Origin of the sequence: Mycolicibacterium gadium (genome assembly GCF_010728925.1) — a bacterium.
Classification (GTDB): domain Bacteria; phylum Actinomycetota; class Actinomycetes; order Mycobacteriales; family Mycobacteriaceae; genus Mycobacterium; species Mycobacterium gadium.
In genome coordinates, this window is record NZ_AP022608.1 from 5,359,635 (window position 1) to 5,382,671 (window position 23,037).

General features: G+C 66.6%; 22 protein-coding genes. 12 read left to right on the forward strand and 10 right to left on the reverse strand.

Annotated features, from left to right (window positions below; genetic code table 11):
- Nucleotides 1-168: 168 nt before the first annotated feature.
- The gene (locus tag G6N36_RS26480; protein WP_276067968.1) at nucleotides 169-1,329 is read left to right on the forward strand and encodes a mannosyltransferase; all 1,161 of its coding nucleotides are present in this window, start codon (nucleotides 169-171) and stop codon (nucleotides 1,327-1,329) included.
- On the opposite strand, the gene G6N36_RS26485 is transcribed toward G6N36_RS26480, so the two are convergent.
- Nucleotides 1,307-1,591 (reverse strand): 4a-hydroxytetrahydrobiopterin dehydratase, encoded by a 285-nt coding sequence (locus tag G6N36_RS26485; RefSeq protein ID WP_083123947.1) that lies wholly within the window; start codon nucleotides 1,589-1,591, stop codon nucleotides 1,307-1,309. The two genes, G6N36_RS26480 and G6N36_RS26485, sit on opposite strands and share 23 nt — an antisense overlap.
- Nucleotides 1,592-1,617: 26 nt before the next feature.
- On the opposite strand from G6N36_RS26485, the gene G6N36_RS26490 reads away from it, so the two are divergent.
- Nucleotides 1,618-2,019 carry a (deoxy)nucleoside triphosphate pyrophosphohydrolase gene (locus G6N36_RS26490; protein ID WP_170311143.1) on the forward strand — a complete coding sequence of 134 codons (402 nt, stop codon included), beginning with the start codon at nucleotides 1,618-1,620 and terminating at the stop codon, nucleotides 2,017-2,019.
- A 28-nt stretch (nucleotides 2,020-2,047) separates the two neighbouring features.
- Here G6N36_RS26490 and G6N36_RS26495 read toward each other — a convergent pair whose 3' ends face one another.
- The gene (locus G6N36_RS26495) at nucleotides 2,048-3,328 is read right to left on the reverse strand and encodes a cytochrome P450 (protein ID WP_235690188.1); all 1,281 of its coding nucleotides are present in this window, start codon (nucleotides 3,326-3,328) and stop codon (nucleotides 2,048-2,050) included.
- A gap of 113 nt (nucleotides 3,329-3,441) precedes the next feature.
- On the opposite strand from G6N36_RS26495, the gene G6N36_RS26500 reads away from it, so the two are divergent.
- Nucleotides 3,442-4,485 carry a helix-turn-helix domain-containing protein gene (locus G6N36_RS26500; protein ID WP_163689669.1) on the forward strand — a complete coding sequence of 348 codons (1,044 nt, stop codon included), beginning with the start codon at nucleotides 3,442-3,444 and terminating at the stop codon, nucleotides 4,483-4,485.
- On the opposite strand, the gene G6N36_RS30015 is transcribed toward G6N36_RS26500, so the two are convergent.
- Nucleotides 4,437-4,703 carry a hypothetical protein gene (locus G6N36_RS30015; RefSeq protein ID WP_163689670.1) on the reverse strand — a complete coding sequence of 89 codons (267 nt, stop codon included), beginning with the start codon at nucleotides 4,701-4,703 and terminating at the stop codon, nucleotides 4,437-4,439. The two genes, G6N36_RS26500 and G6N36_RS30015, sit on opposite strands and share 49 nt — an antisense overlap.
- Before the next feature lie 63 nt (nucleotides 4,704-4,766).
- Entirely contained in the window at nucleotides 4,767-4,934 is a 168-nt protein-coding gene (locus tag G6N36_RS29480) for a hypothetical protein (RefSeq protein WP_170311144.1), read from the reverse strand.
- Nucleotides 4,935-5,012: 78 nt separating this feature from the next.
- On the opposite strand from G6N36_RS29480, the gene typA reads away from it, so the two are divergent.
- Together typA and G6N36_RS26515 are read left to right on the forward strand one after the other, a co-directional pair.
- Nucleotides 5,013-6,902 (forward strand): translational GTPase TypA, encoded by a 1,890-nt coding sequence (gene typA, locus G6N36_RS26510; protein WP_163689671.1) that lies wholly within the window; start codon nucleotides 5,013-5,015, stop codon nucleotides 6,900-6,902.
- A gap of 84 nt (nucleotides 6,903-6,986) precedes the next feature.
- A complete protein-coding gene (locus G6N36_RS26515; protein WP_163690932.1) occupies nucleotides 6,987-8,843 on the forward strand; it encodes an ABC transporter family substrate-binding protein in 1,857 nt (618 codons plus the stop codon).
- Here G6N36_RS26515 and G6N36_RS26520 read toward each other — a convergent pair.
- On the reverse strand, nucleotides 8,837-10,075 hold the full coding sequence (locus G6N36_RS26520) for a chloride channel protein (RefSeq protein WP_163689672.1): 1,239 nt from the start codon (nucleotides 10,073-10,075) through the stop codon (nucleotides 8,837-8,839). The two genes, G6N36_RS26515 and G6N36_RS26520, sit on opposite strands and share 7 nt — an antisense overlap.
- A 40-nt stretch (nucleotides 10,076-10,115) precedes the next feature.
- On the opposite strand from G6N36_RS26520, the gene mshB reads away from it, so the two are divergent.
- On the forward strand, nucleotides 10,116-10,991 hold the full coding sequence (gene mshB, locus G6N36_RS26525; protein WP_163689673.1) for an N-acetyl-1-D-myo-inositol-2-amino-2-deoxy-alpha-D-glucopyranoside deacetylase: 876 nt from the start codon (nucleotides 10,116-10,118) through the stop codon (nucleotides 10,989-10,991).
- A 113-nt stretch (nucleotides 10,992-11,104) separates the two neighbouring features.
- The gene (locus G6N36_RS26530) at nucleotides 11,105-11,533 is read left to right on the forward strand and encodes a hypothetical protein (RefSeq protein WP_163689674.1); all 429 of its coding nucleotides are present in this window, start codon (nucleotides 11,105-11,107) and stop codon (nucleotides 11,531-11,533) included.
- A gap of 3 nt (nucleotides 11,534-11,536) precedes the next feature.
- Here the strand turns inward: G6N36_RS26530 and G6N36_RS26535 are convergent, their stop codons facing one another.
- Nucleotides 11,537-12,637: a hypothetical protein gene (locus G6N36_RS26535; RefSeq protein ID WP_163689675.1), complete on the reverse strand. Its 1,101-nt coding sequence runs from the start codon at nucleotides 12,635-12,637 to the stop codon at nucleotides 11,537-11,539.
- A 213-nt stretch (nucleotides 12,638-12,850) separates the two neighbouring features.
- On the opposite strand from G6N36_RS26535, the gene G6N36_RS26540 reads away from it, so the two are divergent.
- The 3 genes from G6N36_RS26540 to G6N36_RS26550 all read left to right on the forward strand — a co-directional run bounded on the left by G6N36_RS26540 (nucleotide 12,851) and on the right by G6N36_RS26550 (nucleotide 16,695).
- On the forward strand, nucleotides 12,851-15,430 hold the full coding sequence (locus tag G6N36_RS26540) for a bifunctional FO biosynthesis protein CofGH (RefSeq protein WP_163690933.1): 2,580 nt from the start codon (nucleotides 12,851-12,853) through the stop codon (nucleotides 15,428-15,430).
- A gap of 131 nt (nucleotides 15,431-15,561) precedes the next feature.
- The gene (locus G6N36_RS26545; protein WP_163689676.1) at nucleotides 15,562-16,023 is read left to right on the forward strand and encodes a DUF2231 domain-containing protein; all 462 of its coding nucleotides are present in this window, start codon (nucleotides 15,562-15,564) and stop codon (nucleotides 16,021-16,023) included.
- A 111-nt stretch (nucleotides 16,024-16,134) separates the two neighbouring features.
- Nucleotides 16,135-16,695, forward strand: coding sequence for a YceI family protein (locus G6N36_RS26550; RefSeq protein ID WP_163689677.1), 561 nt, complete (start codon nucleotides 16,135-16,137; stop codon nucleotides 16,693-16,695).
- Nucleotides 16,696-16,763: 68 nt separating this feature from the next.
- On the opposite strand, the gene G6N36_RS26555 is transcribed toward G6N36_RS26550, so the two are convergent.
- Entirely contained in the window at nucleotides 16,764-17,798 is a 1,035-nt protein-coding gene (locus tag G6N36_RS26555; RefSeq protein WP_163689678.1) for an LmeA family phospholipid-binding protein, read from the reverse strand.
- 345 nt (nucleotides 17,799-18,143) lie between these two features.
- On the opposite strand from G6N36_RS26555, the gene fdxA reads away from it, so the two are divergent.
- On the forward strand, nucleotides 18,144-18,467 hold the full coding sequence (gene fdxA / locus G6N36_RS26560; RefSeq protein ID WP_083123932.1) for a ferredoxin: 324 nt from the start codon (nucleotides 18,144-18,146) through the stop codon (nucleotides 18,465-18,467).
- Between the two features lie 11 nt (nucleotides 18,468-18,478).
- On the forward strand, nucleotides 18,479-19,576 hold the full coding sequence (gene dapC / locus G6N36_RS26565; protein WP_220096933.1) for a succinyldiaminopimelate transaminase: 1,098 nt from the start codon (nucleotides 18,479-18,481) through the stop codon (nucleotides 19,574-19,576).
- 3 nt (nucleotides 19,577-19,579) lie between these two features.
- Here the strand turns inward: dapC and G6N36_RS26570 are convergent, their stop codons facing one another.
- The 3 genes from G6N36_RS26570 to G6N36_RS26580 are packed head-to-tail and all read right to left on the reverse strand — an operon-like array spanning nucleotide 19,580 to nucleotide 22,926.
- Nucleotides 19,580-20,200 (reverse strand): response regulator, encoded by a 621-nt coding sequence (locus G6N36_RS26570; protein WP_163690935.1) that lies wholly within the window; start codon nucleotides 20,198-20,200, stop codon nucleotides 19,580-19,582.
- Nucleotides 20,201-20,208: 8 nt separating this feature from the next.
- Nucleotides 20,209-21,378 (reverse strand): sensor histidine kinase, encoded by a 1,170-nt coding sequence (locus G6N36_RS26575; RefSeq protein WP_163689679.1) that lies wholly within the window; start codon nucleotides 21,376-21,378, stop codon nucleotides 20,209-20,211.
- A gap of 36 nt (nucleotides 21,379-21,414) precedes the next feature.
- Nucleotides 21,415-22,926: a carotenoid oxygenase family protein gene (locus G6N36_RS26580; RefSeq protein ID WP_163689680.1), complete on the reverse strand. Its 1,512-nt coding sequence runs from the start codon at nucleotides 22,924-22,926 to the stop codon at nucleotides 21,415-21,417.
- Between the last annotated feature and the right edge of the window lie 111 nt (nucleotides 22,927-23,037).

Here is a 23,037-nt window from a genome sequence, read left to right on the forward strand (position 1 = left end):
CCATTCAGGTTGGTCGGCACGCCTCGACCCGAAGCTACGGTGTTACTGGTGTTACTCAAGTGACACGTGTGGCATTTATGCAACCGTTACGGTTGCGAGGGCTAACGGTTACCGGTCGATAGAGTCGTACGGATAGACACGCCGACCACCGCCTCGACCGCGTCGCGATTGCCTGCCCGACTGGCGGCCGCGGCGCCGGTTCTGTTGGTGATCAGCATCGTCGTGCGCCTGGCGTGGACGTATCTGGTGCCCAACGGGGCCAACTTCGTCGATCTGCACGTGTATGTCGGCGGCGCGGGCATGCTCGATCATCCGGGCACGCTCTACGACTACGTCTACGCCGATCAGACGCCGGACTTCCCGCTGCCGTTCACGTATCCGCCGTTCGCGGCCATCGTGTTCTACCCGCTGCATCTGCTGCCGTTCGGACTCGTCGCATTCGCCTGGCAACTCGGCCTTTTCGCGGCGCTGTACGGGGTCGTGCGGATCAGCCAGCGGCTGCTGGGGTGCACCAACCAGCGAACGGCGATGGTGTGGACGGCCGTCGGCATCTGGATCGAACCCCTTCGCAGCACGTTCGACTACGGCCAGATCAACGTGCTGTTGGTGCTCGCGGTGCTGTACGCGGTGTACAGCACGCGATGGTGGGTCTCGGGACTACTGGTCGGCCTCGCGGCCGGGGTGAAGCTGACGCCCGCGGTGGCGGGCCTGTACTTCCTCGGCGCCCGCCGGTGGGCCGCCGTCGTGTTCTCGGCGGTCGTGTTCCTCGCCACGGTGGGGATTTCGTGGCTGATCATCGGCGGCGAAACCCGTTACTACTTCAGAGAATTGCTGGGTGACGCGTCCCGGGTGGGACCGATCGGAACGTCGTTCAACCAGTCATGGCGCGGTGGGATATCGCGGATACTCGGACACGACGCGGGCTACGGGCCGCTGGTACTGGCCGGCATCGCGGTGACGGCCCTACTTGCGGTGCTGGCCTGGCGCGCGATCGGCGGGGCGTCGGACCGACTCGGGGCGATCGTCGTCGTACAGCTGTTCGGCCTCCTGCTGTCGCCGATCTCGTGGACGCACCACTGGGTGTGGCTCATCCCGTTGATGATCTGGCTGCTGCACGGGCCACTGCGGGACCGGCTCGGCGCGAAGGTGCTGGGGTGGGGGTGGCTGGCGCTGACCTTGATCGGGGTGCCGTGGCTGCTGAGCTTCGCGCAGCCGACGATCTGGGTCATCTCCCGGCCGTGGTACCTGGCCTGGGCGGGGCTGATCTACATCGTCGCCACGCTGGTAACGCTGGCGTGGATCGCGGCTACTGGCCGACGATCGCGTTGATCTCCTTCGCCATCTCGACGTCCTTGTCGGTGATACCGCCCTCGGAGTGCGTTACCAACGCGAAAGTGACTGTCCGCCAACGGATATCGATGTCGGGATGATGGTCTTTCTCCTCGGCCTTCTCGCCGACGCGCCGCACTGCATCGATACCGTCGAGGAAGGCTCCGAATTTGATCGACCGGCGCAGGGCGCCGTCGGCGCGTTCCCAGCCGTCGAGATCGGGCAGTGCGGCGTCCACTTGGTCGTCCGTCAATACAGCCATGCTTGTTAGGTATACCGTCAGCCGCAGTGCTAAACCAGAAGCCGAATCATATCGTCGTCGCCGGTGCTCTGATCGCGGCTAACGCGCTGCTGGTCGCGCAACGTGACAGGCCGCCGGCCCTGGCCGGCCTGTGGGAACTGCCCGGCGGCAAGGTGGCCGCGGGTGAGACCGACGAGGCCGCGCTCGTCCGTGAGCTCAAAGAGGAACTAGGCGTCGACGTGACTGTCGGCGCCCGCCTCGGAGTCGACGTCGCGCTCGCGCCGGCGACCGCGCTGCGCGCCTACCGGGTCACCCAGACCGGGGGCAGCTTGCATCCCAACGACCACCGCGCGCTGCGCTGGATCACCGTCCACGAACTCGACGACCTGGACTGGGTGCCCGCCGACCGAACGTGGCTTGCCGAACTGCGCGCCGCGCTGACGGGTTGATCCGCGTCTCGTCGGCGCTAGAGCGGGCTCAATCCAAGATGGCGCGCATCGGCAGCGCAGTCGGCCCTGACAGCGACGGGGTTGTCGTCCACTTCACCGGTCCCGCCAACTCCAGGCCGGCGAGGCGGTCGAATATCCCGTTGAGGGCGACGACGACTTCGAGGCGAGCCAGGTGCGCACCCATGCAGAAATGCGAACCATGACCGAAGCCGGTGTGGCCGAGAGGTTTTCGTTCGATGTCGAAATGGTCGGGATCGGCGAACCGGCGCGGGTCGCGGTTCGCGCCCGCATAGAACAGCACTACCCGCGAGCGGGCAGGAATGACGGTGTCGGCGACTCGGTACGGCGAAAGCGTCGTGCGCGTCACCCACTGCACCGGTGAGCCCCAGCGCAACGTCTCCTCGACCGCGGCCGGGATCAGGTCGCGGTTATCCCTCAGCCGCGCATACAGTTCCGGATCGCTCGCCAGCTGGATGAGCAGGATGCCGAGCAGGTTCGTGGTCGTCTCGTTGCCCGCGATCAGCACGATCAACGCCGCGCTGAGCGCTTCCAGCGGTGTGATCTCATGCGCGGCAAGCGCCTTGCTGAGGCCGCCGAGCACGTCGTCGTGCTCCTCGCGACGGCGCCTGTGCAGTTCGTCGACGATGAGTTCCCGTAGTGACAGGATGCCCGGCAGCGCATGGCCGATCGTTGTCGTGACTTCGGCGAGCGAGCTGGCGCCGAACAGCGCGGTCACGCCGTTGGACCACACCCGGAAATCGCGCCAGCGGGAGCGATCGACACCCAGCAGCAGCGCGATGGCCGATACGGGCAGCGGCACCGTCAGGGCGGGCACCATGTCGACGACCGCGCCGCTCGTCAGGGCATCGACGCTGGGATCGACGAACTGCGCCAACGATCCCTCGAGCCGGCGCATTGCCGATGGCGTGAAGTACGGCGCGGCCACGCGGCGCAGCCGGGCATGGTCGGGTTCGTCGGTGGTGATGACGCTGGGTATCACCGTGGACCGCAGCAGGACTCCCGAACTCGACGACAGCACGTCGTGCGCCCGGGCTGCGGCGGTGACGTCTTCGTGGCGGGCCAACATCCACACATTGAGCTTCTCGTTGACGTGCACCGGATGTTCACGCAGTCGCGCCAGCGCGGGGAACGGATCCCTGATCGTGTCGGTGGCGGTGGGATCGAAGGTGGTCCGCGGCACGCGTTGCGCGACAGAACCCACCCGAGCGAGCCGCAGGTCCCGGACCGCACCCTGGCCCACCATCAGTCCGAAGTCGCGCATCGTCGACCCGACCACCGCTGCCCGCATACGGCAAGAATGCGCGCCCAGCGCCGGCGGCGACATGATCGCGAAGGCCAATCAGGTGATCGATTCGGCCAACGACATGGCTCTAGTGGCCGTGCGTGACACGATTGGAGGCGATGACCGCGACCAGGAGTCCCGCTGGAATCCGCTACGCGTTCGCGGTAGCGCGCGACGCCGACGTGCCGTTCGAACGGGTGCTGGCCGGCACGCAATGGACTGAGAACGGCGTCGTGGCCGCCGGCTACCGCATGGATCAGGACGACGAGTTCGTCATGACCGCCAACCTGGTCCGCGAACTCGGTGACCCGCTGGCGGCAGGGATCAGCGTCGGATCGCAGTTCACCGTCGGCGATCTGGGTATTTGGGGTTACGCATTGTTGTCCAGTGCCAACGCGGGGGAGGCGCTGGCCCTCGCGCTGGCCTACGCGACGCTGTCTCCGACGGTGTTCAACCCCCAGTCGGTACAGGTCGGCGACGTCACGATCGTGGTGTTGCGCTACGAACACCTGCCCGTGGACGTCCGCGAATACTATGCGGCGCGCGATCTTTCGGCGTTGCCGTTGCTGTTGCGGATGTCCGGGCTCGCGACGGCTCCGCTGACCGTGGAGGTTCCGTTCGACGGCGAGCAAGGTGAGCGACTGCGCGCCGCGCTGCATCCGTTCGACGTGGAAACCGTTGCGAACCAATACCGTTTCCGCATACCGACCACGGCGCTGGCGCTACGGTTGCCGACGGCGGACCCGATCACCCGCGCCGCGTGCGCACGGGAATGTGAACGCCTCGTACACACCCTGGAGGCGGCACCCACTCTGTCGGCCACCGTGCGGTCCCGCTTCGCACGGAGCCCAGAGGCGATGCCCTCCGTCGAGGAGTTGGCCGCCGAACTGCACATGAGCACTCGCACTCTCCGTCGTCAGCTCGACCACGAACACACGTCGTACCGGGAGCTGCGCAACGATGTCGCCCACACTTTGGCCGTCGAATTGCTCAGTGTCGTAGGGCTATCGGTCAACGAGGTGGCGCGCAGGCTGGGCTACAGCGACACCACCGCGTTCTCACACGCGTTTCGGCGCTGGACGGGCAAGCCGGCCAGTGATTTCCGGTCCAGCGCTCAGTACCGCAGCGAGTCGCTGAGCACCCGCACCCGCGCGTTCGGGTGAGTCACCGCATGCAGAGGATGCAGTAGCAACGGGTGGCGGCAATGGGGGCAGGACGCCTGTGGCTCCTTCGTCGACGCTGTGGTCAGGTGATGGCACGCAGAGCAATGCACCACGTGAAATCGGCCCATCCAGTTGAGTAACCCGAGGTAGATCGCCAGCGTCGCGGCCGAAGCCACCACGAAGATCAGCGCAATGGTTGCAATCTGATAAACCGTCACATCGGTACCTCCAAACCGCACGTGAACACGCCTGACGGATGATTTCCAAAGTACTCCGGAGGATCAGTTCTTGCGGGCGCGCCGATAGACCTTTTCGAGTTCCTTACCGCGGATTCCCACCATTTCGGCCTTACGCACCTTGTGCAGCACGAGCGGGCATTTCTTGCATCGGGGTTTACTGCGGCAGCACTTCTTCTTCGGTTTGATGTCGAGCAGCTTGCTGGCCTTCAAGTGACGTTTCTCTCTTTAAGTCTCGTGGAATCGCTCTCGTTTTCGCGATTGAGCACCCGCACTGCGACACTTACCGGCGTGGATTTTCGGAATGTCGCCATTGTCGCGCACGTCGATCATGGGAAGACGACCCTGGTCGATGCGATGCTGCGGCAATCCGGCGCCCTGACCCACCGCGGTGATGATGCCATCGAGCGGTTGATGGACTCCGGGGACCTGGAGAAGGAAAAGGGCATCACCATCCTGGCGAAGAACACCGCCGTCCACCGTCGCCACCCCGACGGCAGCATGACCGTCATCAACGTCATCGACACCCCTGGGCACGCCGACTTCGGTGGCGAGGTCGAACGCGGGCTGTCGATGGTCGACGGGGTGCTGCTGCTGGTTGACGCGTCCGAGGGGCCCCTGCCGCAGACCCGGTTCGTCTTGCGCAAGGCGCTGGCCGCGCATCTGCCGGTGATCCTCGTGGTCAACAAGACCGACCGGCCCGACGCCCGCATCGCCGAAGTGGTCTCCGACAGCCACGATCTGCTGCTCGACGTGGCGTCCGACCTCGATGAGGAGGCGCAGAAGGCCGCCGAGGACGCGCTCGGTCTGCCGACGCTCTACGCATCCGGACGGGCCGGGATCGCCAGCACCGTCGAACCCGCCAACGGTGAGAACCCCGAGGGCGAGAACCTCGACCCGCTGTTCGACGTGCTTTTCGAACACATCCCGCCGCCCAAGGGCGACCCGGAGGCCCCGCTGCAGGCCCTGGTGACCAACCTCGACGCATCGGCGTTCCTGGGCCGTCTCGCACTCATCCGGATCTACAAGGGCAGGCTTCGCAAGGGGCAGCAGGTGGCCTGGATGCGGGAGGTCGACGGACACCCCGTCATCACCAACGCCAAGATCACCGAACTCCTGGTCACCGAGGGCGTGGAACGCACGTCCATGGAGGAGGCGACAGCTGGCGATATTGTCGCGGTGGCGGGCATTCCCGAGATCATGATCGGCGACACCTTGGCCGACACCGAGCACGCCCACGCGCTGCCCCGGATCACCGTGGACGAACCCGCCATCTCGGTCACGATCGGCACCAACACCTCGCCGCTGGCGGGCAAGGTGTCCGGGCACAAGCTCACCGCGCGCATGGTCAAGTCGCGACTGGACACCGAACTCATCGGCAACGTGTCGATCAAGGTCGTCGACATCGATCGGCCCGACGCGTGGGAGGTGCAGGGCCGCGGTGAACTCGCGCTGGCCGTGCTCGTCGAGCAGATGCGTCGCGAAGGCTTCGAGCTGACCGTGGGCAAGCCGCAGGTGGTCACCCGCACCATCGACGGCAAGCTGCACGAGCCCTTCGAGGCGATGACCATCGACTGCCCTGACGAGTTCGTCGGAGCGATCACCCAGTTGATGGCCGCCCGCAAGGGCCGCATGGAAGAAATGACCAACCACGCCGCGGGGTGGGTGCGGATGGACTTCATCGTGCCCAGCCGCGGGCTGATCGGCTTCCGTACCGACTTCCTGACGCTGACCCGCGGCACCGGCATCGCGAACGCGGTGTTCGACGGCTACCGCCCGTGGGCGGGTGAGATCCGCGCCCGCCACACCGGATCGCTGGTGTCGGACCGCTCGGGCTCGATCACGCCGTTCGCCATGATTCAGCTGGCCGACCGCGGCCAATTCTTCGTCGAACCGGGCCAGGACACGTACGAGGGGCAGGTGGTCGGCATCAATCCGCGCGCCGAGGACCTCGACGTGAACGTGACCCGCGAGAAGAAGCTGACGAACATGCGGTCGTCGACGGCCGACGTCATGGAGACGCTGGCCCGTCCGCTCGAGCTGACCCTCGAACAGGCGATGGAGTTCTGCGCCGAGGACGAGTGCGTCGAGGTCACGCCCGAAGTGGTCCGCGTCCGGAAGGTCGAATTGGATGCGACGCTGCGGGCTCGCGCGAAGTCCCGCGCCAAGGCCCGCGGATAGCGTGGCCAAGACAGCCCAGCGGCTGCCGATACCCTGAACACCGTGCCGAGGCCAGTACGCGTCATAGTCGCGATATCCGCGCTGATGACGCTCATATCCGGCTGCACCGTGAGCCCGCCGCCGGCGCCGCAGAGCACCGACACCACAGAGACGACGGCTCCACCTCCGCCGAAGGCGTCGCAGATCATCATGGCCATCGACTGGATCGGTCCGGGCTTCAATCCCCACCTGCTCGCCGACCAGTCACCGGTGAACGCCGCGATCAGTTCTCTGGTGCTGCCCAGCTCGTTCCGACCGGTGCCCGATCCCGACACCCCGACCGGATCGCGATGGGAACTCGACACCACGTTGCTGGAGTCGGCGGAAGTCACCAGTCGGAATCCGTTCACCGTCACCTACAAGATCCGGCCCGAGGCGTCATGGACCGACAACGCCCCGATCGGCGCCGACGACTTCTGGTACCTGTGGCAGCAGATGGTGAGCCAACCCGGGGTGGTCGACCCCGCAGGCTATGACCTCATCACCGGCGTGCAGTCGATCGAGGGTGGCAAGACCGCGGTGGTGACCTTCTCGCAGCCCTATCCGGCCTGGCGCGAGTTGTTCAACAACATCCTGCCCGCCCACATCGTCAAGGACATCCCCGGCGGATTCGCGGCAGGTCTGGCTCGCACACTGCCCGTCACCGGCGGTCAGTTCCGGGTCGAGAACATCGACCCTCAGCGCGACGAGATCCTGCTGGCGCGCAATGACCGCTTCTGGAGCGCGCCCGCCAAACCCGACCTGATCCTGTTGAGGCGCGGCGGGGACGCTGCCGCCCTGGCCGATTCGATCCGCAACGGAGACACCCAGGTGGCCCAGGTCCACGGTGGTGCGGCCACCTTCGCGCAACTCTCGGCGATTCCGGATGTCCGTACGGCGCGGATCGTCACGCCGCGGGTCATGCAGTTGTCGCTACGGGCGCAACAGCCCGCACTCGCGGATTCCCAAGTGCGAAAGGCGATCTTCGGATTGCTGGACGTCGACCTGCTCGCCGCGGTGGGGGCCGGTGACGACAACACGGTGACGTTGGCGCAGGCACAGGTGCGATCGCCGTCCGATCCCGGCTACGTGCCGACCGCGCCGCCCGCGATCTCGAAAGAGGATGCGCTCGCACTACTCGTCGACGCCGGCTACCTAGTCGAGCCAGTGGAATCGCCGACCCCCGCGACACCCGGTACGCCCGCTCCGGATAACGGCCGCGGCCGCATCAGCAAGGACGGGGTGCCGCTGTCGCTCGTGCTCGGCGTCGCCGCCAACGATCCGACCTCGGTCGCGGTCGCCAACACCGCCGCCGACCAACTGCGCAACGTGGGCATCGAAGCATCCGTATCGGCGCTCGATCCGGTGGCGCTCTACGGCGACGCGCTGACGAACAACCGCGTCGACGCCGTCGTCGGCTGGCATCAAGCCGGCGGTGACCTCGCCACGTCGCTGGCATCGCGGTACGGCTGCCGCGCGCTCGAGGCCACCGCCGTGGCGACGGCGGTACCGGATGCGCCCGCCACGTCATCACCGACTTCGGAAACCTCGGAAACCACGAGGCCCACGTCGAGCACGACCGCCACCGCGCCGACGACCGTGGCCCCGGCTCCGACGACGACCACGCTGGCCAGTCCCGCGCCGCAAACCGGCGAATTGGTCCAGGCGCCAAGCAATATCACCGGCATCTGTGATCGCAGCCTCCAGCCCAAGATCGACGCCGCACTCGACGGCAGCGAGCCCATCGACGCCGTGATCACCGCAGTCGAACCGCGACTGTGGAACATGTCGACGGTGCTGCCGATTCTGCAGGACACCACGATCGTCGCGGCCGGGCCGAGCGTTGAGAACGTCAAGCTGTCCGGCGCTGTGCCGGTCGGCATCGTCGGCGACGCCGGCACGTGGGTGAAAACCCGTCAGTGAGAAGGTGATTCGTCCTCGCGGCGTTCGCGCATCACACGCAGGCCGTGTGCGGCATACGCCGCGATCGCGAACACGAAGAGGAACCAGTACGGCGGGTGCGCCAGTTCCCACACGAACAAGGCCGCAAAGAGCGGTGACCGCTGGGTGATTGCCAAGACCCCGGCCGCACACGTCAGCGCCAATGCCGACACGTGGATCTGGGTTCCCGCCATCTGATTGAGCGCAAGGGCGACAACCGATCCGGTGGCCGCGCCGGTGGCCAAAGCGGGTGTGAGCAGTCCGCCGACGGCTCCGGCGCGCAGAAACCCGGCTGTCAGAAGCGGTTTCAACAGCAGGATCACGCAGGCGGCCCCGAGGGTCATACTGCTGTCGACCGCCACCGTCAGGATGCTGCGCCCGTTGCCGGGAAGTTCCGGGTACCAGATCGAGCAGATGCCGGTCACCAGGCCGGCCGCCGCGATCGCGGGAATCAGTATCCAGGACGTGATTTGCACCTTGGGCCGCGCGAAGTCCATCATCCGGTTGAACGCCAGCCCGATGGCTCCGGCCAGCGGCGCGACGGCCAGCGCGAGGAACGCGAACAGATAGGACGTCGACGCGTCCGGCCAATCCAGCGGATGCTCGAGATGGGTGACGGGCGCGGCGACCGCGACCGCGAGGCTCGACGTGATCAACGCCGTGCCCAGCACCCGCGGATGCCAGCTGCCCAGCAGAATCTGCGCGGCGAACAAGGCCCCGCCCAGCGGCACGCTGTAGACCGCGCCCAGTCCGGCACCGGCCGCGCAGGCGAGCAGAATCTCACGGTCGCGCGCTGTGAGCGACAGCCGGGTGGTGCCTAAATCGCCCAATGCGGCGGACAGTTGACGGGGTGCGCCCTCGCGACCCAGCGACGCGCCCGCGCCGACGAGCAGCACCTGAAGGAACGCGTCGATGGACATCGCGACCCGGGGGATGGGCCGGTGCGCCGTGATGGTCGCGGCCAGCGGCGGGACGGTGGTCCGTCGTCGTAGCATCCACCACCCGAAGCCGGCGAGCGCACCGCCGATCATCGGCCCGACCGCGCGCCGCACCGGACTACTGCCACCGACACCGGACAGCAGCGTGCCGAAGGAGTAGTGGTACGTCAGATGTTCGACGGCGTGCAGCAGCAGCGTGGTGGCCGCGCCCGCCAGCCCGGCGAGCAGCCCGACGATGATGATCGCGCATACGAACTCGACTGTGCGGCGCGACACCAGGTGAATCTAGCTGCCAATCATCGTGCAAGCTGTGCCAATGGAGAGTCCACGGCTGCTGTTCGTCCACGCGCATCCCGACGACGAGACGCTGACGACGGGCGCGACGATCGCGCACTACGTCGCCCGGGGTGCGCGGGTGCGGGTGGTCACGTGCACCCTGGGCGAGGAGGGCGAGGTGATCGGCGACCAGTGGGCGCACCTGGCCGTCGACAAGGCAGACCAACTCGGCGGGTTCCGCATCGGTGAGCTGACGGCGGCGCTGCAGGCTCTCGGTGTCGACGAGCCCGTTTTCCTCGGCGGCGCGGGCCGCTGGCGAGATTCGGGGATGGAAGGTACGCCGACTCGACATCATCGACGGTTCATCGATGCCGACCCCGCCGAGGCGGTCGGCGCGCTGGTCGCGATCATTCGTGAGCTGCGCCCGCACGTCGTCGTCACCTACGACCCGAACGGCGGCTACGGGCACCCCGACCACATCCACACCCACGAAGTGACAATGGCGGCGGTTGCGGCGTCGGCCGGCTCCGAATATCCGGGCGAGCCGTGGACCGTGCCGAAGGTGTACTGGACCGTGCTCTCGACGACAGCGATCGCCGAAGGTCTGAACGCGCTCGAAGATGTGCCAGACGATTGGATCCGGGTGTCCATCGACGACGTGTCGTTCGGTCATCCCGACGAGGCGATCGACGCGGTCATCGACGTCCCGGATCAGCTGCCCGCCAAGGTGGCGGCCCTGCGGGCGCACGCGACCCAGGTCACCGTCGCGCCCAACGACCGCTCGCTGGCGCTGTCGAACAACATCGCTCTGCCGGTCGGCGCCGTCGAGCACTACATCCTGGTGTCGGGCGAGGCGGGCGCCCGCGACCATCGCGGCTGGGAAACCGATCTGCTTGCGGGTCTGAACCTCGAATAGCGAGGGCTCACCGGGGTAAGCTCCCGACAACTGGTGCGAGTGGAAGGGACGACAATGGACCCCGATCTGGATCCGAACCTGCAGCACTGGCAGGACCGGCTCGACAACTTTCAGTGGGTCATCGGTTCGATCGCCAGCGTGATCGACAGCATCCCGACCTGACCTCGCCCGCTCCCAGCGCTGAGTATCGGCGCGTCGCCGTTCTGACGCTGCTCGCCATCGACGGCGTCCTCTGCGCGATCCTCGCGTCGTTCTTTCTTCCGTCCTACATCGGCACGTGGCCGTTTCCGATCAGCGCGCTGATCGGTGGCCTGATGAATGCCGCACTGGTGTGGGCCGCGCTCCATTGGACGTCGTCGCCGAGGACAGCGGCGGTGCCGCTGCTCACCTGGCTGCTCACGGTTGCGCTGCTATCACTGGGCGGACCCGGCGACGACATCGTCTATGGCGGCGCCGGGGTCATGGCCTACGGGACACTGCTGCTGATCGCACTCGGCACGCTGCCTCCCGCAGCGGTGCTGTGGCGCTACGTCAACGCCTAAGAGCTACTGCGTGCCGCTGGTATCCCCGGCGCCTGGGTCGCCCAGGCTGCCCGCGCCGTCAGCATTTGATGACGGCGCCTTGGTCACCTTCGGTGCCAGTGACTGCGCAAGTTCGGCCAGCTTCTCGTTCAGCTTGCCGGTACGCGGTGTCGTCCCGCTTTTCGGATGCGACGACTGGCCGGTCGGCGTGGCGACGAGTGAACCGCGGACCTGACCCTGCGCCCGGACTGTATCGGACGCGTCGGTGACGTTGTCATTGGTCAGCTGTTCCGCACTGCCGTCGAGACGTTCGCCAGTGAATCGGTCGACGAGTTCGCCGAGGACTTCGCGGAGCTTCGTGCCGGGGGCGGCTCGCTTCTGCTCGATCGCGTTGTCGACCGCCACAACTTCTTCGCCGGTGGTCTCGTCCAGCCCTGGTTGCGCCGACTCGTCGACGGACGTCGTGTCCGCGGTCATTTCCTGCGCCGGCTTCGTCAGCGTGGTGAGCGCGTCGAGTGCAGAAAACGGACCTTGTAGCGGTGGCCGCGGCGGGTAGCAATTGCACGGCGGCAGCGGAATGAAGGTGTTCACCACGTCGAGTCCGAGCCAGACGAAGGCCAGGCCGACGTCGACACCGAAGTCGACGAGGTTCTCGACAAGGCCCCCGTCGCCGCGCAGGAAGTCGGTGAAGTTGAAGACGGCGCTCGCGACGATGCTCTCGCCGAAGAAGTAGCCGTCCATGATCAGGCCTGACAGGAAGCCCACGTAGGGAACCCAGGCGATCGCGGCCGCGGCGACCTCGAACCCGTATTGGACCCACGGCTCGACCGCGAGGTACAGGTTGTCGATGCCGTTGGCGAGGTTCGGGGCGATGGGGACGGCCAGCACCGACGGCGCGCCCGGCACGGCCGTGGGAACCACCGATGGCAGCAACTGCGACGACCGGAGCAGGGCGGGGATGTGGGGAGGCTTTTCCCCGGGTTGCAGTGGCTCCACCGCCGCCGCCAGCCGGACCGCCGGATCCGGCGCGGGCGCGTCGGTCGTATGCACCGGAGCGATCACCGCTGCGCTGACTGCCAGCATGCTCACCCCGACCGCCATTGCCGAGCGTGCAGAGCGTTTCATGTTGTCCTTCCGGAAAGCCCGACTCGCATAACCTACGTCAATGTTTGCTCGCGCGTAAATGGACCGCACCTTTTGCTTTGCTGACCTCGACTGCGGGGCGGCGGCGCACCGACTGCGTCAATTGGCGGACTAATGTGACCGATATGTCAGGCGCCCATGTTTCAGAATGTGAGACGCGCGGATGATCTTCGACGGACGTGGGGTTACACGGGAGTGGCTCTGAACCCCCAGCATGGCGCCGATCTGCCCAGTCCGGCGATCCCACCGAAGTCAGGCACACCCAGCCCCGCAGGCCTGCGGCGCGTATTGCGCCGCGCCCGCGACGGCGTGGCACTCAATCTCGACGAAGCTGCGATCGCGATGACCGCGCGTGGGGATGACCTCGCGGATCTGTGCGCCAGTGCGGCCCGCGTGCGTGATGCCGGCCTCGAAGCGGCCGGCCGGCGCGGTCCGACCGGACGGCTGCCGGTGAGTTACTCGCGCAAGGTGTTCATCCCCGTCACTCATCTGTGCCGAGACACCTGCCACTACTGCACGTTCGTCACGGTCCCCGGCAAGCTGCGGGCACAGGGCCTCGGCATGTACATGGAGCCCGACGAGATCCTCGAGGTCGCTCGTCGCGGTGCCGAATTGGGTTGCAAGGAAGCGCTGTTCACGCTCGGTGACCGGCCTGAGGCGCGTTGGGACGAGGCCCGGCAGTGGCTAGACGAGCGCGGCTATGACTCGACGCTGGACTACGTCCGCGCGATGGCCATCCGGGTGCTGGAGGAAACCGGGCTGCTGCCGCACCTGAACCCCGGCGTGATGAGCTGGTCGGAGTTGAGCCGGCTCAAGCCAGTGGCCCCGTCGATGGGCATGATGCTGGAGACCACGTCGCGGCGCCTCTTCGAGACCAAGGGACTGGCCCACTACGGCAGCCCGGACAAGGATCCGGAAGTCAGGCTGCGCACGCTGGCCGACGCCGGCCGTCTGTCGATCCCCTTCACAACGGGACTGCTCGTCGGGATCGGGGAGACACTTGCCGAGCGGGCTGACACGATCCACGCGATCCGGCGATCGCACAAGGAGTTCGGACACGTTCAGGAAGTGATCGTGCAGAACTTCCGGGCCAAGGACCACACCGCGATGGCGGCGACGCCGGATGCCGGCTTCGAGGACCTCTTGGCGACGGTGGCGGTGGCGCGCCTCGTGATGGGACCCAAGGTCCGCATTCAGGCGCCGCCGAACCTGGTGTCGCGCCAGGAATGCCTGGCGCTGATCGGCGCCGGAGTCGACGACTGGGGCGGGGTGTCGCCGCTGACCCCCGACCACGTCAACCCCGAGCGGCCGTGGCCCGCACTCGACGAGCTGTCCGCGGTCACGGCCGAGGCCGGTTACGACCTGGTGCAGCGTTTGACTGCTCAGCCACAATACGTACAGGCCGGTGCCGCGTGGATCGACCCGCGGGTACGTGGGCATGTCGACGCGCTGGCCGACCCCGAGACCGGTCTGGCCTTGGATGTCAACCCCACCGGGCGGCCCTGGCAGGAACCCGACGAGGCCTGGGAGTCTCTCGGTCGCACCGACCTTCACTCGGCCATCGACGACGCCGGCCGCCTCACCGAGACGCGTAGCGATCTGGGAAGTGCGTTCGGCGACTGGGAGTCGATCCGCGAGAAGGTGCACGAACTGGCCGCCCAGGCTCCTGAACGCATCGACACCGACGTGCTTTCGGCGCTGCGCTCCGCCGAGCGCGATCCGGCCGCACTCTCCGACGACGCATACCTGGCGCTCGCAATGGCGGACGGCCCGGCGTTGGATGCTGTTGCCGCACTTGCGGACTCAATGCGGCGCGATGTCGTCGGCGACGATGTGACCTTCGTCGTCAACCGCAACATCAACTTCACCAACATCTGCTACACCGGCTGCCGGTTCTGCGCGTTCGCCCAGCGCAAGGGTGACGCCGACGCGTTCTCGCTTTCGGTCGACGAGGTCGCCGACCGTGCATGGGAGGCGCACGTCGCGGGTGCGACCGAGGTGTGCATGCAGGGTGGTATCGATCCGGAGTTGCCCGTCACGGGCTACGCCGATCTGGTGCGCGCGGTCAAGGCGCGCGTGCCGTCGATGCATGTGCATGCGTTCTCGCCGATGGAGATCGCCAACGGAGTCACCAAGAGCGGCACCAGCATTCGCGACTGGCTCACCGAGCTTCGTGAGGCGGGACTGGGTTCCATCCCGGGCACCGCCGCCGAAATCCTCGACGACGAGGTCCGCTGGGTGCTGACCAAGGGCAAGCTGCCGACGTCGATGTGGATCGAGGTAGTCAGCACCGCACACGAAGTCGGGCTGCGGTCGAGTTCGACGATGATGTACGGCCACGTCGACACGCCGCGACATTGGGTCGGCCACCTTCGCGTGCTGCGCGAGATCCAGGACCGCACCGGTGGATTCACCGAATTCGTGCCGTTGCCGTTCGTCCACCAGAGCTCGCCGCTTTACCTCGCAGGTGGGGCGCGGCCGGGGCCGACGCACCGCGACAACCGCGCTGTGCATGCGCTGGCGCGGATCATGTTGCACGGCAGGATCTCCAACATCCAGACCAGCTGGGTCAAGCTCGGTGTCGAGCGCACGCAGGTGATGCTCAACGGTGGCGCCAACGATCTCGGCGGGACGCTGATGGAGGAGACCATCTCGCGGATGGCCGGTTCGGAGTTCGGCTCGGCCAAGAGCGTCGAGGAGCTCACGTCGATCGCCGAGGGTATCGGCCGGCCGGCGCGACAGCGCTCCACGACGTACGCGCCACTGGCTGCCTAGCCTTACCTAACAAGAAGTGCCTGAAACGCACTGCTGCGCCTGACTTTACGGAAACTCGAGGCAAAAAGAACGCTCCCGCGACTGCAACGTGTATACCTTGAATGTCGCAATCCTCAACCGTTGGAGCGGCCATGGACACGATCTCCGGAATCCCCGCGCACGCCCTGTTGGTACACGGCATCGTGGTACTCGCGCCCTTGACCGCCTTGCTCGTGATCCTGTGTGCAATCTGGCCCGCGGCACGTCGTCGATTGGTGTGGCTGGTCCTGGCTTTCGCCGTGGTGACGGCAGTGCTCACACCGTTGACCACTTCAGCGGGCGAATGGCTGCTGGAGCACGGAGGCCCGCCGCGGCCGATTCTGCAGGAGCATGCTGAGCGCGGAGAGTGGATGATTTACTTCTCGGTCGCCATGCTGATCGTCGCGGTGGCGCTGGCGGGGCTGCATTGGGTGGAAGGCCGCTCGAACAAACCGCGGAAGGCCGCGGCGGCGATGGTGGCCGTCATGGCCCTACTGGTGGGCGTGTCGTCGATCATCGCCGTCGTTCGGATCGGTGACTCCGGCGCGCAGGCCGTCTGGGGCGATCGGGGTTGACCTGGCGAATTCGCCCTCGGCCCCGGCCCAGAAATAAAAGCGGACTGAGGTCCGTTTATTCCTACGAAGGTGCCGGGGAGGCCGGCGCTCCGTAGAGGAAGAGATTCACGAATGACCACTGCCACCGGCGCCACCGGAACCGCCCAGCTCGCCACGGGTACCTGGGCCATCGATCCCGTGCACTCCACCATCGGATTCTCCGTACGTCACCTGATGGTGAGCAAGGTACGGGGCACCTTCGACACCTTCAGCGGCGCGATCGTGGTCGCCGAGGACGGCACGCCGTCGGTGACCGCCGAGATCGCCGTCGACTCCATCAACACCCGCAACGAACAGCGCGACGCGCACGTCCGGTCCGCCGACTTCTTCGACGCCGAGCAGTATCCGACCGCCACCTTCACCTCGACCGGCATCCGGTCTGACGGTGACTCCTACCTTGTCGACGGCGACTTCACCCTCAAGGGCGTCACCAAGCCGGTCACCCTGGAACTGGAGTTCAACGGCGTCAACCCCGGCATGGGACACGGCGAGGTCGCCGGGTTCGAGGCATCGGTGGTGTTGAACCGCAAGGACTTCGGCATCGACATCGACATGCCGCTGGAAACCGGTGGCACCGTCGTCGGCGACAAAATCACCGTCACGTTGGAGATCGAGGCACTCAAGCAGGCGTAACACCGGCCCCACAACGAACTAGCGCGTCTGCAGGACGAGATCCTGCAGACGCGCTGGCCGCGTTTCGTCTACATGTCCAAGCAGCTGCTCCCCCCGTCACTGGCCGGGATGTCGATGTTCTTGGCCGAGAACTCGGCAACCACACCGTTGTTCGTGACTGCGAGCGAATCCACCCGGAGGTTGTACCTGTTGTCGGTGAGCTCGCCCGTCATCTCATCCAGCTTCTCCTGCAGGTCTTCCTGAGGGAGGTCAAGGTCGCCGCCGAGTGTGAAACCGTCGGGCTGGATCTCCAGCTTGATTCCGCCGTCGGCGGTCGTCTCCGGCTTGACAGCGATCCTGCTGTCGAACATCCCCTCCAGGGTGACGATCCCCGTCGAAGGGTCGGTTTCGACGTTCGTCACCACTTCGTCGGTCGAGATCCAGTCCGACAGGAAGCTCAGGAAGCTGCCCTCGAGGTACTCGTCGATGGCCTCCTTGAGGGCGGCATTTGCAGATTCCCGCATACCTTCCGACGTCCAGTCGATGGTCGCGTTGATCGCGCCGATGGTGCCCCGGTCGTTCGCACCGCCGTTGAGGTCGAGGTCATCGACCGCGATGTCCGCGGTGACCCCGTCAACGCCGCGGATGGGTCCGTCGGTGGCGATCGTGAACCCGGAGTACTTGTCGTCGAAGTACTGCATGAGAACCGGCGGCGAGGTCTCGAACGTCACATCGACGGAGTTCTCGGACCCCTCGATGAAGCATGCGGCGGCCGATTTGACCTTGTCGACCGCGATGGTGCGTGCGTAGAACTCGGCGCCGAGCACTCCCGCGGCGGCGGTCGCGAGAACGATCACGAGGATGAGGACGATCGCGAGCGGGCCACGACTGCGCTTGCGCTTCGCGGGCGGCTGGGCCGGGGGAGCCGGCGGTTGAACCGGGGGAGTCGGCGGCTGGAACTGCGGAGCCGGCCGCTGGAACTGCGGAGCCGGCCGCCGGAACTGCGGAGCCGGTGGCTGGAACTGCGGAGCCGGCCGCATGGGATAGCCCTGAGTGGGCGCGGAATGGAACTGCGCTCCGCGCGTCGGGCCGAGCGTGTTGGCGGCGTACCTGGGGTAGGTCATGTCCTGGTCCTTCTGAGTCAGTCGCGACGACGAGGCGGTCGTGGTGATTGACGGAAAGACTGAGCGAGTGCACTTGGAGAATTCTTAACGGCTGAGCGATGGCCGCATCCGAGGTCAATGCTGAGCATTCGATCAGCGGGTTGACATGATGGGGTGTGGTGACTGGTCTAGCTGTATCTGCGACGTCTAGTATCAGTAACCACGCGCAACCCATAACAGGGCGGCGCGCGAAGTTAGGGCACACTGAGACGACCGTACAGGTATGGATTCCGCATACTTGCTCAGAACTCATGGGCCTTGACCCGAGATGGCAGCCCCATTGGACAGGAGATCGAGGAGCAACCTGTGACGTACACGATTGCCGAACCCTGCGTTGACTTGAAAGACAAGGCATGTATCGAGGAGTGCCCTGTCGACTGCATCTATGAGGGCGCACGCATGCTGTACATCCACCCGGACGAGTGCGTGGACTGCGGTGCCTGCGAACCTGTCTGCCCGGTGGAGGCCATCTACTACGAGGACGATGTGCCGGACCAGTGGTCCAGCTACACGCAGATCAATGCCGACTTCTTCGCCGAGCTCGGATCCCCGGGCGGTGCATCCAAGGTCGGGCAGACCGACAACGACCCCCAGGCGGTCAAGGATCTGCCGCCACAGGAAAAAGACTGATACCGGCGCGCTTGCAGCGCGTATCGGCGTCTCTGCCGGTGTTCCCCTGGGACACCCTGGCCGACGTCACCGCGCTGGCCCGATCACACCCTGACGGCATTGTCGACCTCTCGGTCGGCACACCCGTCGACGACGTCGCCCCGGTGATCCGTGACGCACTGGCCGCGGCCAGTGCAGCCCCTGGCTACCCGACGACCGCAGGCACGCCCGCGTTGCGGGCGTCGGCGGTGGCGGCGCTGCACCGCCGATACGGCATCACCGGGCTTGCCGAGCATTCCGTGCTGCCGGTGATCGGCACCAAGGAGCTCATCGCGTGGCTGCCGACGTTGCTCGGCCTGTCACCCGATGATCTGGTCGTGGTGCCGGAGTTGGCCTATCCGACCTACGAGGTCGGTGCACGGCTGGCCGGAACGCCATTCGTGCGCGCGGATTCACTGACGCAGCTGGGTCCGCAGTCGCCCGCACTGGTGTACCTGAACTCGCCGAGCAACCCCACGGGCAAGGTGCTGGGCGTCGACCACCTGCGCAAGGTCGTCGGCTGGGCCCGGGAGCGCGGTGTCCTCGTCGCCTCCGACGAGTGCTACTTGGGGTTGGGCTGGGAGGACCGGCCGCTCTCGGTACTGCATCCCGACGTCTGCGATGGCGACCACACCGGGCTGTTGGCGATCCATTCGCTGTCGAAGACGTCGTCGCTGGCGGGGTACCGGGCCGGTTTCGTCGCCGGCGACCCGTCGGTGGTGGCCGAGCTGCTGGCCGTGCGCAAGCACGCGGGCATGATGATGCCGACTCCGGTGCAGGCCGCGATGGGTGCGGCACTCGACGACGACGAACACGAACGGGAGCAGCGCGCGCGTTACGAGCGGCGCAGGACCGTCCTCAAGCCCGCGCTGCAGGGGGCCGGCCTGACCGTCGACAACTCGGAAGCGGGACTGTACATCTGGGCCACGCGCGGCGAGCCGTGCCGCGACACCGTGGCCTGGCTGGCCCAGCGAGGCATCCTGGTGGCGCCCGGTGAGTTCTACGGGCCCGGGGGAGCGCAGCACGTCCGGGTCGCTTTGACCGCTTCCGATGAGCGCATAGCCGCTGCGGTACAGCGACTCACGGGCTAGGAATCAATCCAGCAGGCCCATCGACATCGCGGTCGTCACCGCCGCCGTGCGATCGGAAACGCCTAGCTTGTTGAACGTCCGCAGCAGGTGGGTCTTCACCGTGGCTTCGCTGATGTGCAGTGCACGCCCGATCTCGGCGTTGGTCTTGCCGGTCGCCACCAGCCCGAGCACCTCGACCTCTCGGCTCGACAACGCCGCCGAAACAGGTTGGCGCACAAAGCGGACAAGGCGATCGGCAACAGTCGGCGCCAGCACCGTCTTACCTCGCGCCGCGTCGCGAACGGCCTCGGCCAGTTCGGATCGCGTCGCATCCTTCAGCAGATAGCCCGCCGCACCCGCCTCGACCGCGCGCAGGATGTCGGAGTCGGACTCGTACGTGGTGACGACGACGATGCGTGTCCCCGGCAGCGCCGCGAGGATTCGCTCGGTGGCCGCCACACCGTCGACGTCCGGCATCCGCAGATCCATGAGAATGACGTCAGGTCGCAGGGATTCGGCCATGACGATCGCCTCCGCGCCCGAACCCGCCTCGCCCACGACGGAGAGGTCGGCCTCGGCGTCGATCATGCCGCGCAAACCCTCCCTGACTACCGGATGGTCGTCGACGATCAGCACCTTCGTGATGGCGGCGGTCATGTCGGCACCTCGACCGTCAGCGTCGTCCCGGCGCCGGAACCGGTGGACAGGGTCATCGCACCGCCCACCTGCGCCACCCGGGCACGCATTCCGCGCAGCCCGAAGCCCTCGCGGTGACCGCTGTCCATTCCAATGCCGTTGTCTGTCACCGTAAGCCGAACTCCTGAAGTCGACGGTGCCAGGTCGACGGTGACTGCGCTAGCCTGCGCGTGTTTGCGAATGTTCGCGAACGCCTCCTGCGTGGCACGCAGCAGCACCACATCGGCGGCCATGCTCTGGGTGGGCAGGTCGGCGGCGATGTGCGCGGTGACCACGGCGTCGGTCTCGGCGGCGAGCCGATCGCACTGTCGTTGGATGGCGGCGGGCAGCGTTTCCTCGAGCGGACTCGGCGTCAGTTCGGCCACCATCGCCCGTGCTTCGGCGAGGTTCTCCCGTGCAGTGGCGCCGATCAATTCGACGTGTCGCTTCGCCGCGGCGGTATCGGTTTCCAGCTCTGGTTCGACGGCCTGGGCAAGCATGACGATGCTGGTGAAGCCCTGGGCCAGCGTGTCGTGGATCTCGCGGGCCAGTCGCTCCCGTTCCGCCGCGGTGCCCGCCGCACGCGACAAACGGGCGCTCTCGGCACGAGTGGCCGCCAACTCGGACACCAGGGCGGCCAGCTGTCTGCGTTGCCGCATCGACGTGATGATCACAGTGCCGATCACCGGCGCGATGATCACCCCGATGAGGGTAAACGCAATAGCGATACCGAGATTCGGCGAAGGGATGCCTTCCCTGACTATGACCAGGATCAGCGGGATCAGGTTGATCGCCGTGGTGATCACCAGCGCGGCGCGCAGCGTCAGTGTCGCGAACACAATCGGGTAGATCGCCGGTACCGCTGCCACCGCGACCGGAGAGGCCCACAAGGCGACGGTCCACAGAGCGACCACAATTGCGACGAATAATACTGCAGCCCAGCTGTTTTCAGGAAGAACGAAGATCCTGCGACCAAATGTCACCACGCAGAGCACCATGCCTGCGATCGCGGCCATGGCGACGGGCATGTCACCGGGAAAGCGATGATCGAGCACGACCACCGCGAACATGGCCGCCGCGCAGACGCCGACGACATAGACCATCCACAGCCAATGCCATTCGGCGCCCCGCGGAGCGTCCACACTCATACCGCGATTTTCCCCTGTCTTCGCCGGGGCCCCACCCTAGCTTCGCTGTGGGTCCGATCCCCGGGTCGGTGCCCAGTTGCCGTGAAATCCGTGCGGTACGCGGGCCGGAAGGTGCACCGTTGCGACCGTTTCCAGCGTCTGCGCGTCGAGGAGTACAAGATCACTGCGGTCGGTGGCCGGGTCGTAGACGAACCCCATCACGACCCCGTCGTCCTCGGCAGCGTCCGCACCGGATGGGACGAAGACGAACTCGCCGGGTTCACGACCCGCGCCGAAGGCCACCGACTCGGTGCGTTTGGTGTGCAGGTCGTGCTTGCGGATCGAGTCCGCTTCGGTGATTCCTGCGGAGCCTCCGACATATCCGACCGTGTACCCGAACCTGTGCGGGCGACCGACGCGCCGCTCGTCGACCCGCGGGAACTCCTGGACGGTGTCGTCGAGGCGTTCTTCCCGGACCGTGCCCGCGGCCAGATCGACGGTCCACCGGTCCAGAGTCTGCGTGCCGGGTACCAAGCTGGTGCCGGTCGTGAAGACCGAAGAGTGCCGCACGATGTCGAGCACGATGCTGTCGCCTTCGGGAGAGGGCACGTCGTAGGCGTTCAGTGGATGGAAGACGTAGCAGGGCTGCACTTCGAACCAACGGATGTCAGCAGCGCTGCCCTCGCGAGGCATCACCCCGACGCGGGCCTGCCGTTCGGGGGCCCAGCGATAGGGCATACCGCCCGATGGCGCCCCGCCACCCTGGCCGGATTTGCGCATGGCCCTTCTCAGCATGAAGTCCGGCAGCGCGTGGCGCTCCACGACGTGGGCCAGCAGACCCGTGGCAGCCTTCGCCGTGGCAGTCTGTGCGCGACCGCTCAGGTCCAGCGCGACCGGCAGGTCGTAGAGCACGACATATTTTTCGGTGAGCGAGAAGTCGTGCATCATCGTCTGCGCCTTCAAACGGATGTCGACCGTGCGACGCACCTTCCCGTCGACACCTGTCACGGTGTACCTCACGATGTTGCCGCGCACCGGGCTGTATGAGACGGCGTGCAGCTCGCCCGTCGCGGGGTCCCGCTTGGGATGGGCGGAGTACCCGCCGAACAGCGTGCCGCAGAAGTCGGAGGGGCCGACGGTCTCCAGCTCGTCGGTCAGCTCGTAGGGACGTCCGCCGGCCTCGACGATGGCCAGGGTCCGGCCGCCTTGTTCGAGGATGTTGGTATTCGCCGCGAAGTCGAAGCCGCCTGCGGTCGGACCTCCGCGCCAGGTCTCGCCAAGCCGGCGCGCCACGGCCGCAGAGCGCACCCACCGGTTGCGGTACCACTGCGCCTCGCCGTCGCGCAGACGTAGTCCATGCGCCATGCCGTCGCCGAGGAACCAGTGGTAGCGGGCGGGATCCGGATCGCCGAGAGGGTTGGGTCCGATGCGGAGATAGCGACCGTCGAGATACTCCGGGATGGTTCCGGTGACCTCGAGGTCGAAAGCGGTGATTTCCTCCCTGACCGGCGCGTAGTTGCCGTTCAGATAGGGATTTTCCGTGCTGCGGGTCCGGGCTGCGGTCGTCATGCACTGATCGTGCTCCGTTGGCGAGCGGCGCGCGACAACCTTGGGGCTGATTGCTGTGTCCGTCGACCGGTGGACAGTGATGACGTTTGCGTGACTAATCGATGCAGGAAC

What these genes read in the sequence shown, in the direction of transcription:
- G6N36_RS26485 (WP_083123947.1), bottom strand. Translation starts at nt 1,591, where the DNA reads ATGGCTGTATTGACGGACGACCAAGTGGACGCCGCACTGCCCGATCTC.
- G6N36_RS26495 (WP_235690188.1), bottom strand. Translation starts at nt 3,328, where the DNA reads ATGCGGGCAGCGGTGGTCGGGTCGACGATGCGCGACTTCGGACTGATG.
- G6N36_RS26500 (WP_163689669.1), top strand. Translation starts at nt 3,442, where the DNA reads ATGACCGCGACCAGGAGTCCCGCTGGAATCCGCTACGCGTTCGCGGTA.
- G6N36_RS26515 (WP_163690932.1), top strand. Translation starts at nt 6,987, where the DNA reads ATGACGCTCATATCCGGCTGCACCGTGAGCCCGCCGCCGGCGCCGCAG.
- mshB (WP_163689673.1), top strand. Translation starts at nt 10,116, where the DNA reads ATGGAGAGTCCACGGCTGCTGTTCGTCCACGCGCATCCCGACGACGAG.
- G6N36_RS26535 (WP_163689675.1), bottom strand. Translation starts at nt 12,637, where the DNA reads ATGAAACGCTCTGCACGCTCGGCAATGGCGGTCGGGGTGAGCATGCTG.
- G6N36_RS26545 (WP_163689676.1), top strand. Translation starts at nt 15,562, where the DNA reads ATGGACACGATCTCCGGAATCCCCGCGCACGCCCTGTTGGTACACGGC.
- G6N36_RS26550 (WP_163689677.1), top strand. Translation starts at nt 16,135, where the DNA reads ATGACCACTGCCACCGGCGCCACCGGAACCGCCCAGCTCGCCACGGGT.
- G6N36_RS26555 (WP_163689678.1), bottom strand. Translation starts at nt 17,798, where the DNA reads ATGACCTACCCCAGGTACGCCGCCAACACGCTCGGCCCGACGCGCGGA.
- G6N36_RS26575 (WP_163689679.1), bottom strand. Translation starts at nt 21,378, where the DNA reads ATGAGTGTGGACGCTCCGCGGGGCGCCGAATGGCATTGGCTGTGGATG.
- G6N36_RS26580 (WP_163689680.1), bottom strand. Translation starts at nt 22,926, where the DNA reads ATGACGACCGCAGCCCGGACCCGCAGCACGGAAAATCCCTATCTGAAC.